Annotated in this window: 12 protein-coding genes; 4 read left to right on the forward strand and 8 right to left on the reverse strand. The window is 67.6% G+C overall.

The genetic code is table 11. The features are described from left to right. Positions 1-156 precede the first annotated feature (156 nt). Complete coding sequence (locus tag U4Y88_RS06360; protein ID WP_321783007.1) at positions 157-2,631, forward strand: FUSC family protein; 2,475 nt, start codon at positions 157-159, stop codon at positions 2,629-2,631. 47 nt (positions 2,632-2,678) lie between these two features. Here U4Y88_RS06360 and U4Y88_RS06365 read toward each other — a convergent pair whose 3' ends face one another. Further along, positions 2,679-2,873 carry a hypothetical protein gene (locus U4Y88_RS06365; protein ID WP_321783009.1) on the reverse strand — a complete coding sequence of 65 codons (195 nt, stop codon included), beginning with the start codon at positions 2,871-2,873 and terminating at the stop codon, positions 2,679-2,681. 109 nt (positions 2,874-2,982) lie between these two features. Next, positions 2,983-3,441, reverse strand: coding sequence for an Lrp/AsnC family transcriptional regulator (locus U4Y88_RS06370; protein ID WP_224012056.1), 459 nt, complete (start codon positions 3,439-3,441; stop codon positions 2,983-2,985). 129 nt (positions 3,442-3,570) lie between these two features. On the opposite strand from U4Y88_RS06370, the gene U4Y88_RS06375 reads away from it, so the two are divergent. Beyond that, positions 3,571-4,185, forward strand: coding sequence for a cysteine dioxygenase family protein (locus U4Y88_RS06375; RefSeq protein WP_321783011.1), 615 nt, complete (start codon positions 3,571-3,573; stop codon positions 4,183-4,185). Between the two features lie 8 nt (positions 4,186-4,193). Here U4Y88_RS06375 and U4Y88_RS06380 read toward each other — a convergent pair whose 3' ends face one another. The 5 genes from U4Y88_RS06380 to U4Y88_RS06400 all read right to left on the reverse strand — a co-directional run bounded on the left by U4Y88_RS06380 (position 4,194) and on the right by U4Y88_RS06400 (position 9,578). Further along, positions 4,194-6,929 (reverse strand): mechanosensitive ion channel family protein, encoded by a 2,736-nt coding sequence (locus tag U4Y88_RS06380; protein WP_415774403.1) that lies wholly within the window; start codon positions 6,927-6,929, stop codon positions 4,194-4,196. Positions 6,930-7,085: 156 nt separating this feature from the next. Further along, entirely contained in the window at positions 7,086-7,730 is a 645-nt protein-coding gene (locus U4Y88_RS06385; RefSeq protein ID WP_321783015.1) for an NAD(P)-dependent oxidoreductase, read from the reverse strand. Positions 7,731-7,879: 149 nt separating this feature from the next. Continuing rightward, positions 7,880-8,347 carry an Rrf2 family transcriptional regulator gene (locus U4Y88_RS06390; protein ID WP_321783017.1) on the reverse strand — a complete coding sequence of 156 codons (468 nt, stop codon included), beginning with the start codon at positions 8,345-8,347 and terminating at the stop codon, positions 7,880-7,882. 122 nt (positions 8,348-8,469) lie between these two features. Next, positions 8,470-9,036 (reverse strand): hypothetical protein, encoded by a 567-nt coding sequence (locus U4Y88_RS06395; RefSeq protein ID WP_310630969.1) that lies wholly within the window; start codon positions 9,034-9,036, stop codon positions 8,470-8,472. A 2-nt stretch (positions 9,037-9,038) separates the two neighbouring features. Beyond that, on the reverse strand, positions 9,039-9,578 hold the full coding sequence (locus U4Y88_RS06400; RefSeq protein WP_321783019.1) for a GNAT family N-acetyltransferase: 540 nt from the start codon (positions 9,576-9,578) through the stop codon (positions 9,039-9,041). A 95-nt stretch (positions 9,579-9,673) separates the two neighbouring features. Between U4Y88_RS06400 and U4Y88_RS06405 the strand changes: the two genes are divergently transcribed. Further along, positions 9,674-10,255: a DJ-1/PfpI family protein gene (locus tag U4Y88_RS06405; protein WP_224012049.1), complete on the forward strand. Its 582-nt coding sequence runs from the start codon at positions 9,674-9,676 to the stop codon at positions 10,253-10,255. An 88-nt stretch (positions 10,256-10,343) separates the two neighbouring features. Beyond that, positions 10,344-10,670: a hypothetical protein gene (locus U4Y88_RS06410; RefSeq protein WP_224012048.1), complete on the forward strand. Its 327-nt coding sequence runs from the start codon at positions 10,344-10,346 to the stop codon at positions 10,668-10,670. Positions 10,671-10,772: 102 nt separating this feature from the next. Here U4Y88_RS06410 and U4Y88_RS06415 read toward each other — a convergent pair whose 3' ends face one another. Then, positions 10,773-12,566 carry a sensor histidine kinase gene (locus U4Y88_RS06415; RefSeq protein WP_321783021.1) on the reverse strand — a complete coding sequence of 598 codons (1,794 nt, stop codon included), beginning with the start codon at positions 12,564-12,566 and terminating at the stop codon, positions 10,773-10,775. Positions 12,567-12,850: the final 284 nt, after the last annotated feature.

Raw genomic sequence — 12,850 nt, forward strand, 5'->3', positions numbered from 1 at the left:
AATCGACCGCGCCGCCACCGGCTCGCACGTGGCGCGGCGCGCGCACGCGTGGCGGGAAAGCCCGCATACAGAGATGGGCAGATCGCGCCCGAAATCCGATACACTCAGCGCCACAGTCCGCGGCGCCCGGCCGCATTCGAATACCACCGGCAGTCGATGCGCTACTCCGTAGAAATCAGGAAATTCCTCTATAGCCAGTACTTCTACGGCGGTCTGCGCATTGCGGTCGGCATTTCACTGCCGGCCATCCTGTGCCTGTTCGTCCTCGACAAGAGCGACCTCGGCTTCACGATCTCGACCGGCGCGCTCGGCGCGTGCGTGGTCGACATGCCCGGCCCGCTCAAGTACAAGCGCAACGAGATGCTCGCGTGCAGCGCGATCGGTTTTCTGGCCGCTTACGCCACAGGCCTCGCCACCTTCAGCCCGATCGCCCTCTGGGCCACGGTCGTGCCGCTCACCTTCGTGCTCTCGCTGATCGTCGTCTACGGCAACCGCTGGCCGCAGATCAGCTTCGCCACGCTGTTCATGATGGTGATGACGCTCGAGGAGCACTTCACGCCGCATCAGGCGCTCATCAACGCGTTGTGGATACTGCTGGGCGGCCTCTGGTACACGGGCTGGTCGACGCTCGTGAGCCGCCTCATGCTCGATCGCATCGAGCAGCAGGCGCTCGCCGAAAGCGTGTTCGCCTGCGCCGACTATCTGCTCGCGCGCGCACAGTTCTACGACCTCGATAACGATCTCGACGAGTGCTATCGCAACCTCGTCGCCAAGCAGATCGCGGCCGTCGAGCGCCAGGATGCGGCGCGCGACATCGTCCTGCGCAATCTGCCCAAGCTGCGCAGCGGCAAGATCGACGCGCGCCGCGCGATGCACTTCAATCTCTTCATCAACACGGTCGATCTGCACGAGCTGTTCGTGGGCGCGCACACCGACTACCCGCTCGTGCGCAACACCTTCGGCGGCTCCGATCTGCTGGTGTTCTATCGCGACCTGATCCGCAAGGCCGCCGCCGATCTCGAAGACATCGGCCTCGCCGTACTGCAGAACGAAGCGCCGCGCGCGAACGTCAACGTGAAGGCCGAACTGCGCGCGATCGAATACGAACTGGAGCTGCTCAAGAAGCGCGAGTTGCCCGCGAAGGACCCTGAAGCCTACGCGGCGATCTCGGCTTCGTTCCGCCGCATCTGGAGCGCGACGCGCCTGATCGACCGCATGCGCCGCAGCCTCGCGAGCGAAGTGCCGACCACCGACACCGAAGTGCGCATCGACGAGGCGCTCACGCGTTTCGTGACGAACCGGCGCGTGTCGTGGCTGCAAATCTTTTCGAACCTGACGATGGCCTCGCCGAGCTTTCGCCACGCGCTGCGCGTGACGATCGCCGTGGCCGTCGGCTTCTGGCTCGGACGCCTGTTGCCGCTCACGAACGCGTACTGGATCGTGATGACGAGCATCATCATCCTGAAGCCCGGCTACTCGCTCACGCGCCAGCGCAACGCGCAGCGTATCGTCGGCACGCTGATCGGCTGCGTGGCCAGCATCGCGCTGATCCTGCTCGTGAAGCAGCCGCTCGTGCTGCTCGTCTCGATGTTCGCGGCGATGGTGATGAGCTACAGCCTGCTGCTGTTCAACTACACGGCGAGCGTCGTGTTCACCTCGGCTTACGTGCTACTGATGTTCCATCTGCTCGCGCCGGGCAGCATGCGCATCATCGGCGAACGCGCCATCGACACGGTCGTGGGCTGCATGATCGCGATCGGCGCGAGCCATCTGTTCCCGTACTGGGAATACCGGCTGATGGGCAAGCTCGTGCACGACATGATCGCCGCGACGCGCGGCTATCTCGAAGCGAGCTGGTGGTGGAGCGCGCGCAAGAGCGCGCCGCAGCCGGCCTTCGCGGGCGCGATGCTGACCGAGGCGTCGGCGCGCGTGGCGTCGGTCGCGACGTCCGCGACGGCCGCAAACGCGCAAGGCGCAGGCAGCACGCCCGGCGCCGACACGCTGACGCTCGACGCCGCCGAGGCCCCCGCCTCCGGCCAGCCCGTCGCGGCGGTGGGCGCGAAAGCGGCCGCGCAGGCATCGGCGCAAAACGCAGCGACGTCGACGGCCGCCGCCGCGGTGCCCGCGCTCGCGCGCGACTTCCGTTACCGGCTCGCGCGCAAGAACGTGCATGTGGCGTTCGCGAATCTCGGCCAGGCGTTCCAGCGCATGATGCTCGAACCGAAGTCGGCGCAGAAGTTCGTGCCCGAGCTTAACGACCTGCTGGTGCGCAGCCACGAACTGGCCTCGCAGATCACGGCGAGCGCGCCGCTGTTGCGCAGCACCGCGAATCTCGAAGCGGGTGCGGGAGAAAGCGTGAAGCTCGACGCGCTGGAACGCGCGTTCGACTGCGTGCGCGAGAATCTCGTGGCCGCCGAGGCCGGCACGGCGGTGCCCGACGATCAGCTCGACATCACGAAGCGCATGACGCGCGAACTCGACACCATGGTGGTCGACGCGGAACGCGCGCTGGGACCGAGCGCCGAACTCGCGCAGGATCTGAAGCTGCTCGCGCATCAAGGCAAGCAGATGCTCGCGGCGTCATGGCTGATTCGCCGCGACGCGAGCCTGATCCGTCTGCCGGAAGAGTAATGCGTGACGAGTAACGCGAGTAACGGCTAACGCGGCGCGATCAAGCGCTATTGCGTGGCGCTGCCCGCCTGCGAAGCGGCCGTGCTGGTCACCGCGTGACGCGCCTGGGCGCCGACGGTCTCGTCGTAGTCGCGCTTGCTGCGCAGCGCGTTGAACAGCACCGTGCCGATCACGAACAGCACCACCACGACGATCAGGACGCCTACGCCCAGCGTGGGGTTCTTCTTGCGCGGTTCGTTCATGTCGCGTGCCCTGCCCGATGAGGTGAGGAAGAAGGAACGGGCATTCTACGCCGCCGCGCCTTGCAGACGGCTTGCGCTCCAGCCGACGTGGAAAACGTGCGCAAAGCGCTCACGTCCCGCGCACCGGCAGCGCCGTCGAATACTTGATCTGCTCCATCGCGAAACTCGAACTCACGTCGAACAGCGGCACGGCGCGAATCAGCTGCTTGTAGATGCGGTCGAAATCGTCGATATCGGACACCACCACGCGCAGCAGATAGTCGGTTTCGCCGCTCATCCTGTACACCTCGACGATCTCGGGAAAATCCTGCACCGCGCGCGTGAAAGCCTGCGCCCACGCCTCGGTGTGCTGGTTCGTGCGCACCGCGACGAACACCGTCGTGCCCACGCCCAGCTTCTTCGGATCGCACAGCGCCACCTGTGCGCGGATCACACCGGTTTCCTTGAGGCGCTGCACGCGTTTCCAGCACGGCGTCTGCGAGAGATTCACGCGCTGCGCCAGCTCGGCGACCGGCATGGTGGCGTCCTGCTGGAGCAGCTCCACGAGCTTCTTATCGATGATATCCATTCCCAGCTACCCCGTCGTATAGAAATTTCTTCTATCTTACGCCGCAATGGGAAAAAAGAAGGGAAACTCTTTCTCGGCGCCAATCGCTATAACTCTGTCTAAGAGAACAACACGACACGAGGCTATCCGATGAACGCGCCCTTTCACCCTGCGCTGCTGGAAACCGCACACGCCGCCGCCGTCGCGCGCCTGTGCGGCGCACTCGACGGCGTGTTCGACGCCTGCGCCCTCGCCCATCGCGGTCACGACAGCGCCGACGACGATCCCTCGCGCTGCGCGGCGTTCGGGCAAGGCGTGCGTTTCGCGCTCGCGCTGGCACTGGCCGATCCCGCGCTCGTCTTGCCCGCGCAGCGCGTGGGCGGCGCGGATCGTTATCGCCGCCATCTGATCGCCGCCGATCCGCGTGGCCGTTATGCGGTCGCGACGCTGGTCTGGCAGCCGGGTCACGCGAGTCCGGTGCACGCGCATCACGCGTGGTGCGGCTACGCCGTGCTCGACGGCACGCTCACCGAGACGCTGTACGGTTGGGATGAAGCGCGCGGCGTCGCCGAATTCCGGCGCGCGCACGACCGGACGGCAGGCACACCCGGCGCGATGGCGTTCGGCGGCCCTGGACGCGCGAACGTCCATCGGCTCGCGAACGAGAGCGCCACGCAGACGGTTTCGCTGCATGTGTACGGCGTGGCGGGCGAGCAGATCGCCACGCACGTGAACGACGTGCTGCCGCTGGCCGAGACGGCCTGACATCGCGCTCAGTTGCGTCCCGCTGTGGGAATCTGCGGCGGCGCGCCTTCGGGGCTGCCGGTCGGCGGCGGCGCGGGACGCGGTTCGTGCGAGGCATCGCGTGTCACGCCGCGCGTGGTGATGTCGCTGGCCGCCGCCGCTTCCTTCGCTTCGGCCTCCTTCGCTTCGACTCTGGCCTCGGCACGCGCCCGCGCTTCGTCCGACTCCGGCGCGCCGCCCGCTTCGTCGAGTCCCGCATCGGAGTCGGGACCATCGCCAGGTTCGCGCCCGTCGTCGCCGCGCGGCGACATATGCACCTGCATCTGCGGCACCGGCATCTCGATGCCCGCCTCGTCCATATGCCGCTTCAGGCGCGCATTGAACGCCCGCGCCACGCTCCACTGCTGCAACGGCCGCGTCTTGATCTGCCCTTTCACGACCATCCAGTTCGGATCGAAGCGGTCGAGCCCCCACACCTCCACGGGCCCGAGAATCTCGCGCCGATAGCGAAAATCCGCGACCAGCTCCGCGCCGGTTTCGCGGATCATGCGCGTGACCGTATCGAGATCGACGGAAAACGGCACGCGCACTTCGAACACCGCGAACGCGAAATCGCGCGACAGATTCTTGACGATCTTGATCTGCGAAAACGGGATCGCGTGGATCGCGCCCTGCCCGTCGCGCAGCCGCACGGTGCGAATCGACAAATGCTCGACCGTGCCCGCGTGGCCGTTGTCGAGATCGATCCAGTCGCCGACCGAAATCGTTTCTTCGATGATGATGAAGAGGCCCGTGATCAGGTCGGTCACGAGCGACTGCGCGCCGAAGCCGATCGCCAGGCCGATCACGCCCGCGCCCGCGAGCAGCGGCGTCACGTTGATGCCGAGATTCGCCGCCGTGACGATGCCCGCGATCGTGAGGATCGACACGAGCAGCGCGTTGCGCACGAGCGGCAGCATCGTGCGCGCGCGCGTGCTCGGCGCGCGGCCCTTGGTGCGCGGGCCGCTCGGATTGAGCGCTTCGAGAATCGCCGTATCGAGCACGATCCACACGAGCCACGCGAGGAACACCGTGAAGAGAATCGCGAAGATCGCGTGGGCGATGCCGCGCGCGGCCACGTTCGCCTCGATGATCGCGGCGAGCGACACGTCCCAGAGGCGCGCGCACGACTCGAAATATGCGAGCCAGACAAACAGCACGAGCAGCGTGCCCGCGAAGCGCAGCAGCCGGCGCAGATACGGCGAGCGCCGCCGCACGCGCGTGAGATCGGGCCGCGTGATGCGGAACACCACGGCCGAGAGGAAGAACGCGAGCACCAGCAGCAGCGCGGTGACGACCGAAATTTGCAGCACGTCTTCGTGGCTGCCGATGCCGCCGAGCGTCGCCACGATCGACGCCGCCGCGAGCAGCAGCATCGGCAGTTGCCAGAGCGAGGCGAGCACGTCGAATACTTCGGTGAGCGCCTTGTGGTCAGTGCGTAGTTGATAGCCGCGGTTGCGGATCAGATGCGCGACGGGCCGCCGGAAGCCGATCGCGAACACCGCCGTGAGCACGGCCGCCGTCATGTTCGCGAAGGTCGAGACCAGCGCGGCGAGATTGACGCCCAGTTCGCTCGCGACTTCGTAATTGGTGGCCGCGTCGCCGAGCGCGGCGAACACGCCGATCGCCCAGAGCAGCCGCCGCGCATCGCGGATCAGCACGTTCACGGCCACGCGCCGGTGCCCCGCGCCGAACAGCGAAAACATGATCAGACAAATCGACGAGAACACCGCGCCCGCCACGATCGCATAGGCGATCACCACGCCGATCGTGCGGCCGAGCGCCTGCGGCAGCGCGCGCTCCACCATCAGCGCGCCGATGAACGCGACGATCCACGGCGCAACGCGATGCAGCACGAACACCAGCAGATCGATCGTGCTGGGATTGGGCTGCAGGTGCACCTGCACGGAAAAGCGCCGCAGCATGCGGCGTTCGAGCCAGCGCAGCGTCGCGGCGCAGACGCCCCAGCCGAACAGCAGCGCCGCCATGTCGAAGACGATGCGCCCGAGGCTTTCGCCCTCGCCGCCCGAGGCGATCGTGTAGATCTCGATGCCCGCAGCGTTGAAGCGGCCCGCCCAGTAATGCAGCGGACTGCGGCCGCGGCGAGCGTCGGCTTCCACCGAGGCGAGGCCCGAAGCGATCGCGCCGAGCAGGCCGGACGCGTTCGCCGCCGCGCCCGAAGCCGGCGCGGGCGCGACGTTCGCGGAAGCCGAACGCAGTTTCTTGAGCTGGGAGAGGAGCGCGTTGCGCTGCTTGTCGTTGTCGAGCGTGGTGATGACGCTGTCGAGCGAGCGCGTGAATTCCGCCTGGCTCGCGGGTGACGGCGCAGAGGCGGCGTCGGCGGCCGAGGCGCCCGAAACCGGCAAGGGCGCGCCGGTGATGAGGCTGCGCAACGCGGGGAGCACCGGCACGGCGACGGGCGCGGCCGGTGCGGCGGAAGCCGCGGACGCGTCGGAGGCCGCAGACGCGGATGGCGTAGCGGCCGCAGCCGAATCGGCGGCGAACGCGGGCGCGCACAAACCCAGGCCGCTCGCCAGCGCGAGCCGGATGATCAACCACACGACGAGCCGCGCACACACGGCCCACGGCGCGGCGGCATGCGCGCGGACGCCGGACTCACGAGGATCGCGGCGCGCCCGCAGCGCAGCCAATACAGAACCCGACGCGGACGGCCGCACGCGTTGCGGCGTCCCGCCCGCGTCGTCCCGTCCGAAGCATGGATTCATGACGAAGGGGCGAAATCAGGACGCTCCAGTGTAGCCGCAGACGCCACAGCCACGCGTCATGCGTGCGTAACAGAATGCAAGCACGGGAATGCGAGCGCGAGAACGCAAACGCGGACCTGCCGCGCGGGGCACGAACGCCTTTCGCGCGGCGCCGCATCAATACGCGACCGTCGCGATCTGGCGCACGAAGCGCGCTTGCTCCAGTTCGTCGACGAAGGCGATCGCGTAGTCCTCGGCGGAGATGCGGCTGTCGCCGTTCGCGTCGGCGATCAGCGTGTTCGCGCCGGTGCGGAACGTGCCCGTGCGCTCGCCCGGGGCGATCAGCGCGGCGGGGGCGAAGAAGGTCCAGTCGAGGTCCGTGACCGTGCGGTAGTAGCCGAGCGCCTCGCGGTGCGCGAGCGCGATCGGCTTGTAGGCGTCCGGGAAGCCATCGGTATCGACGAGCTGTTTGCCCGGCGCGACTTCGAGCGAGCCCGCGCCGCCCACCACGACGAGACGCGTCAGGCCCGCGGCGCGCGTGCCGTCGACCAGCGCGCGGCTCGCGATCTGCAGATCGCCCAGTTGGCTGAACGGCGGCGCGTAGGCGCTCGCCACCACGTCGTGGCCGCGCACCGCCGACGCCACGCTCGCGGCATCGAGCAGATCGGCCTTCGCGGCCTGCACGTTCGGACCGGCGACGACGCGCTCGGGCTGGCGCACCAGCGCGCTCACCTGATGGCCGCGACGCGCGGCTTCAGCGGCGATGCGCGAACCGACCATGCCGGTGGCGCCAAAGAGGGCGATTTTCAGCGACTTGCTCATCTTGCGAACTCCTGTTTGGGATGACGGATTTATGTAACCAATTTAGTTACATTTAAGGCTCTAAAAAACGGGGCAACGCCCCGTTCGGTGAAATCGTGTACGGCTCTATCCTGCCGCCCTGCCCAACTGCTGCCCGACTGCTGCGCGCCTCACGCCCGACGCTGCGCCTTCGGCGCGCGCGTGCGTTCGAGCTTGCGCTCGTTGCGCTGCATGTCCTCGACCACGTCGGTCAACGTGCGCGCGGCCAGCGACGCTTCCATCGCGCGCTGCGCATCGTCGATCACGCCGCGCAGCGACTGCTGGATGTGCCGCCCCACCATGCAGGCCGGATTCGGCTCCTCGCGATGCATGGCGAACAACTGCGCATCGTCGACCGCGTGATAGATCTCGAGCAGCGAGATCGTGCGCGGCTCGCGCGCCAGCAGCGCCCCGCCGCCCGCGCCCAGCTGCGACGTGGTGAGCCCGGCGTTGGCGAGCATCGTCAGCAGACGGCGGATCAGCGCGGGATTCGTATTCACGCTGCCCGCGATGACGTCCGACGACAAGGGCTCGCCTTGCTGCAAGGCCAGCAGCGCAAGCACGTGAACGGCAAACGCAAAACGGCTACTCGTATTCACGGCGAACCGGCCGCAGCGCGTGCGGCAAGATAAAGTGTAACCATGATAATTACATTAATTCCATTCGTCAAACCGTCAAACGGCGCGGGCGGCCCATGACGGCTTGCCGCGCCCGCCGCCCGTCACTGGCTGGCGCCCGGCGACGATCCCGCCGCCGCGTCGCTCGCGGCCCAGCGCTGCAGCGAATGGCCGGCGATGGACAGTCCCGTGCCGGTGGCCGCCGCCGCGTTGCCGAGCATCGCGTGCGCGGCGCTCGCCGCTTCGCGCCACTGGCCGCGCGCCTGCGAGGCGAGTTCGGCGCTGGAGTCGCTGGCGTTTTGCGCGATGGACGCACTCGCGTCGCTGGCGCGATCGGCCTGCGACTGGACGTGCGAATCGATGGTCGCCTGGGTCTGCGACGCCGCGTGATCGAGCTGGCGCTGCGCGGAATCGAGTTGCTGATTCACGAAGCTCGCCGCATGCCCCAGCGCCTGCGCCGCCTGTGCCGACGCCTGGCTCGCCGCGGCCTGCACGGCTTGCTGCGCCGCGTCGGCGGACTTGTTGGCGAGATCGGACGCCGTCTGATCGTGTTTGTCGCAGCCCGCCAGCAGCGCGCACAGCAGCGCCGGCGCGACGGCATAACGCACGAGAGGCGCGAGAGTGCGCTTCGAGACCTGCTGCGATACCTGCTTCGATTCCTTCAAATACATGGTCATCCTGAAAAAGACACCGCCCTGAGCGGCTTGCAAAGATGAAAACGCCGCAATGATACGCTGCCGCGCCGCACCCGTTCTTCCGCGACGAGCGAAAAACCCGCGCGCTCGAACACGGGCCGCGCGAGCGCGCTGGCATCGGTGTCGAGCGTGCTCGCCTGTGCCTCGCGCGCCAACGCTTCGAGCCGCGCGATCAGCGCCGACGCCAGCCCGCGCCGCGTCCATCCGGGCGTCACGTAGAGCATCTCCACGTGATCGACGGGAAAGAGCTGCGCGAACGCCACCGGCGCCCCCGCATGTTCGGCGATGAGCGTCACGCCGCGCGCGAGCCGCGCGTCGAACTCCGCGAGATCGTCGGCGCTGGTCGACCAGGCGGCACGTTGCGGCGCGTCATAGTGCGCCCCCGCCAGTTCGTTGACGGACGCGCGAAACAGCGCCGCGAGCGCCGCCGCGTCGCGGCCCGGCTCGTAGGTCCGCCAGCCGATATCGGCGAGCGTGGGTGCGTCCGGCGCGCGAGGCTGTGAAAAATCGTCAAACATGCTGGAGTAGACTGCGTGGGGTCCCTTTATGTTCCATGTTCCACGTTACACCGTTTCACGCGTGCAACCCGCTGTTCCACCGAGGAGACAAAACCATGGCAGTGAAGAAGATCCTGTTTCTCACCGGCGATTTCGCCGAGGACTATGAAACGATGGTGCCGTTCCAGGCGCTGCTCGCAATCGGCCACAAGGTCGATGCCGTCTGTCCGGGCAAGAAGGCCGGCGAGCGCGTGAAGACCGCGATCCACGACTTCGAGGGCGACCAGACCTATACCGAAAAGCCCGGCCATCAGTTCGCGCTGAACGCGAGCTTCGACGAGATCGATCCCAAGCGCTACGACGCACTCGCCATCGCCGGCGGCCGCGCGCCCGAGTATCTGCGGCTGAATCCGAAAGTGATCGAGATCGTGCAGTACTTCGCGGGCGCCAACAAGCCGATCGCGGCCATCTGCCATGCGGCGCAGTTGCTGGCCGCCGCCGAAGTGATCCGAGGCAAACGCATTTCGGCCTATCCGGCCTGCGCGCCCGAAGTGCGGCTCGCGGGCGGCGAATATGCCGATATCGCCATCGACGCCGCCGTCACCGACGCGCCCTTCGTCACCGCGCCGGCCTGGCCCGCGCACCCCGAATGGCTGCGCCAGTTCCTCGTGCTGCTCGGCACGCGCATCGAGCCCTGACTTATCCTGTTCGCCTGTTTAGGATCGGTCTGATGGTTTTTGTGCCAGGCACTCCCGACAATTCCCTGTGGATTGCGGGAGTGCGCCGATGGACCTGACAGACTGGATTGTGTTGCTCGTGATCGCCTTGATGGCGATCGCTTTCTTTTGCCGCCGCGCGCATCGTCGCGGCACGGCCGCCGAGCGCGCGCGCCATCTGCGCGGCACGCGCATGCTGATCCAGGCGGCCATTGCGCTATGGGGCGCGCTGCTCATGCTCGAACGCGCCTTCGTCTCGCCGGCCGGCATACCGTTCGGCGCGGCACTGAGCACGCAGAGCGTGCTGGGCGTCGTCGTCGTGCTGGCTGCGGCGGGCTGTCTCTGGTCGATTCGCGGCCATCAACTGCTCAAGACGCGGCGCATTTTCGCCTGCTGAGGGTGTGCGCGGCACGGTGCGCGCAGCGCTGCCCGCTCAACATCGCCGGTTCAGCACCGCACTTCACCCTCAAATTCGTTTCGCGTCACACGCCCGCCCACGTCACATACCGGCGCCATCCGGCGTGCCGCCCGCAACCGCCAGCTTGCCCGCCGCCTTGAGCGCGGGCGTACGCGCAGCCGGCGCGCTGTCCCCGTCCCCGCCATTGCCACCATTACCACCATTGCCACCGTTAGCACCGTCTCCGCCACGCAACTCGCGCTCGTGCGCGGCCAGCAAGGCCGCTGCGTCGCCCGGCGCGGGCGGCACCACCGCGAGCGCGTCGGGCAGCGAGAGATAGAACGTCGTCCCCTCGCCCTCCACCGACTCCACCCACACGCGCCCGCCGTGCCGCTCGACCATGCGGCGCACGAGCGCGAGCCCGATGCCCTCGCCCGGCGCGACGTTGCCGTGCATGCGCTGGAACGCCTGAAAGAGCCGCGGCAGCGCCACTTCGGGAATCCCGAGCCCGTTATCGCGCACATAGAAAATGTGCAGCGACTCGACGCCCGGCGGCGCATCCGCCGCGCCGATCTCCACGCGCCCTTCGCGCGCCGGATCGAGATAATTGAGCGCGTTGCCGATCAGGTTCGCGAACACCTGTTCGAGCGCCGTCGGGTCGCCCCAGACGGCAGGCAGCATGCGCACGCTCACCTGGGCGTTGCGCGCGCGCACCGACGCATGCATGGCGTCGACCACGCGCTGCACCAGTTCCTGCACGTTCACGCGCTGACGCCGGTACTCCACGCGCCCCACGCGCGCGAGCCGCAGCAGCGCGTCGATGATGTGCGAAGCGCGCAGGACCGCCGTCTGCAGGTAGCGCAGCGCCTCGCCGATATCCTCGTTGATGATGCGCTCGATGCGTTCGCGCGCCTCGGGCGTCAGCGACGACTGCGCGACGCGATCGCGCAGATCGTCGCAGGCATGGTGAAGCTCGCGCGAAAAGCCTTGCAGGTTCACGAGCGGCGCGCGCAGATCGTGCGACACGCTGTGGATGAACATCTCGTTTTCCTGGGTCTGCTGGCGCAGATTCTCGTTGATGCGCGCCAGTTGCTCGGCGCGCCGCGCGAGGTCTGCCTGAAAACCGACGCGCAGACGTTCGGCCTCGACGAGCCGCTGACTGATCTGGTGCAGCGTGAGGTCGAGCTGGGCGATCTCGTCGTTGCCGCTGGTGAGCGGCGCGAGCGGCTCGTTGCCCGCGAGACGGCCTGCGTTGTCCGAGAGCGCGTCGAGACGGCCACGCACGCCGCGGATGAACAGCCACACCGAGATCGCCACCAGCATGATCGAGCCGATCACCGCCGTCACCACTAGCGACTCCTGCTGCGCGCGCGCCTGCTCGGCCACCGTCACGCGCATCACGTCGAGGCGGCGCTCCTCGGTCTGGAACGCGGACACCTGCGTGCGCACGCGATCGAGCACGTCGTAGTCGGTGAAGGTGCGAAAGCGCTCGACGAGATCGGCGCGGCGGCCCGAATGAAGCAGATCCTGAATACGGTCCGACCATTGCCGGTAGCTCTGCACGGTCTGCCGGATCTGCACGGCGCGCTCGACCTGAGGCGGATTGTCGGCGACCAGTTCGGCGAGACGGTCGATGCGGCGGTCGACGTCCATCCACAGCAAGACCGGCGTGCGGAAATTCGTGTCGCCGGTCGCCACCGCGCCGCGCAGCCGCACCGACTCGACCAGCACCGGCTCCAGCACACGGGCCGCCTGCGCCAGCACGGCCTGGCTGTGCTGGCCCGCGCGCTCGGCGCTTTCCGCGTCCGCCTCGGCTTTCACGATGGCCGACAGCAGCGTCAGCTCGAAAACGGCGGGGATCGCGATCAGCAATAGCCCTTTGGTGGTGAGGCGCATTGTGTGGCGGCCTGGAGCGTGTGGACGGCTAGCGGTTTTTAGCCCACCCATTATGTCGGCGTTTGTGCCCCAAGTGCGGCGGAATTGTGCTGCGGCGGCCATTTTCCGGTTGGCGTGCGCCAGCGCACCGAACATTTCTAAATGCCGACAAACCTTTGATTCAGAAAGCAAAAACGAATAAATCGCCCCAGACTGGCGCGCTCGCTCACCAACTTCGCGCGCAAGCACTGCTTTTGTGCCATCGTGACGTGCACGCGCGGTGCGCAACGCGTATCGCGCCCCGT

Origin of the sequence: Paraburkholderia sp. J94 (assembly GCF_905220285.1) — a bacterium.
GTDB lineage: Bacteria > Pseudomonadota > Gammaproteobacteria > Burkholderiales > Burkholderiaceae > Paraburkholderia > Paraburkholderia tropica_A.

What these genes read in the sequence shown, in the direction of transcription:
- U4Y88_RS06410 (WP_224012048.1), top strand. Translation starts at nt 10,344, where the DNA reads ATGGACCTGACAGACTGGATTGTGTTGCTCGTGATCGCCTTGATGGCG.
- U4Y88_RS06380 (WP_415774403.1), bottom strand. Translation starts at nt 6,929, where the DNA reads ATGAATCCATGCTTCGGACGGGACGACGCGGGCGGGACGCCGCAACGC.
- U4Y88_RS06405 (WP_224012049.1), top strand. Translation starts at nt 9,674, where the DNA reads ATGGCAGTGAAGAAGATCCTGTTTCTCACCGGCGATTTCGCCGAGGAC.
- U4Y88_RS06415 (WP_321783021.1), bottom strand. Translation starts at nt 12,566, where the DNA reads ATGCGCCTCACCACCAAAGGGCTATTGCTGATCGCGATCCCCGCCGTT.
- U4Y88_RS06400 (WP_321783019.1), bottom strand. Translation starts at nt 9,578, where the DNA reads ATGTTTGACGATTTTTCACAGCCTCGCGCGCCGGACGCACCCACGCTC.
- U4Y88_RS06360 (WP_321783007.1), top strand. Translation starts at nt 157, where the DNA reads ATGCGCTACTCCGTAGAAATCAGGAAATTCCTCTATAGCCAGTACTTC.
- U4Y88_RS06375 (WP_321783011.1), top strand. Translation starts at nt 3,571, where the DNA reads ATGAACGCGCCCTTTCACCCTGCGCTGCTGGAAACCGCACACGCCGCC.
- U4Y88_RS06395 (WP_310630969.1), bottom strand. Translation starts at nt 9,036, where the DNA reads ATGTATTTGAAGGAATCGAAGCAGGTATCGCAGCAGGTCTCGAAGCGC.
- U4Y88_RS06365 (WP_321783009.1), bottom strand. Translation starts at nt 2,873, where the DNA reads ATGAACGAACCGCGCAAGAAGAACCCCACGCTGGGCGTAGGCGTCCTG.
- U4Y88_RS06370 (WP_224012056.1), bottom strand. Translation starts at nt 3,441, where the DNA reads ATGGATATCATCGATAAGAAGCTCGTGGAGCTGCTCCAGCAGGACGCC.
- U4Y88_RS06385 (WP_321783015.1), bottom strand. Translation starts at nt 7,730, where the DNA reads ATGAGCAAGTCGCTGAAAATCGCCCTCTTTGGCGCCACCGGCATGGTC.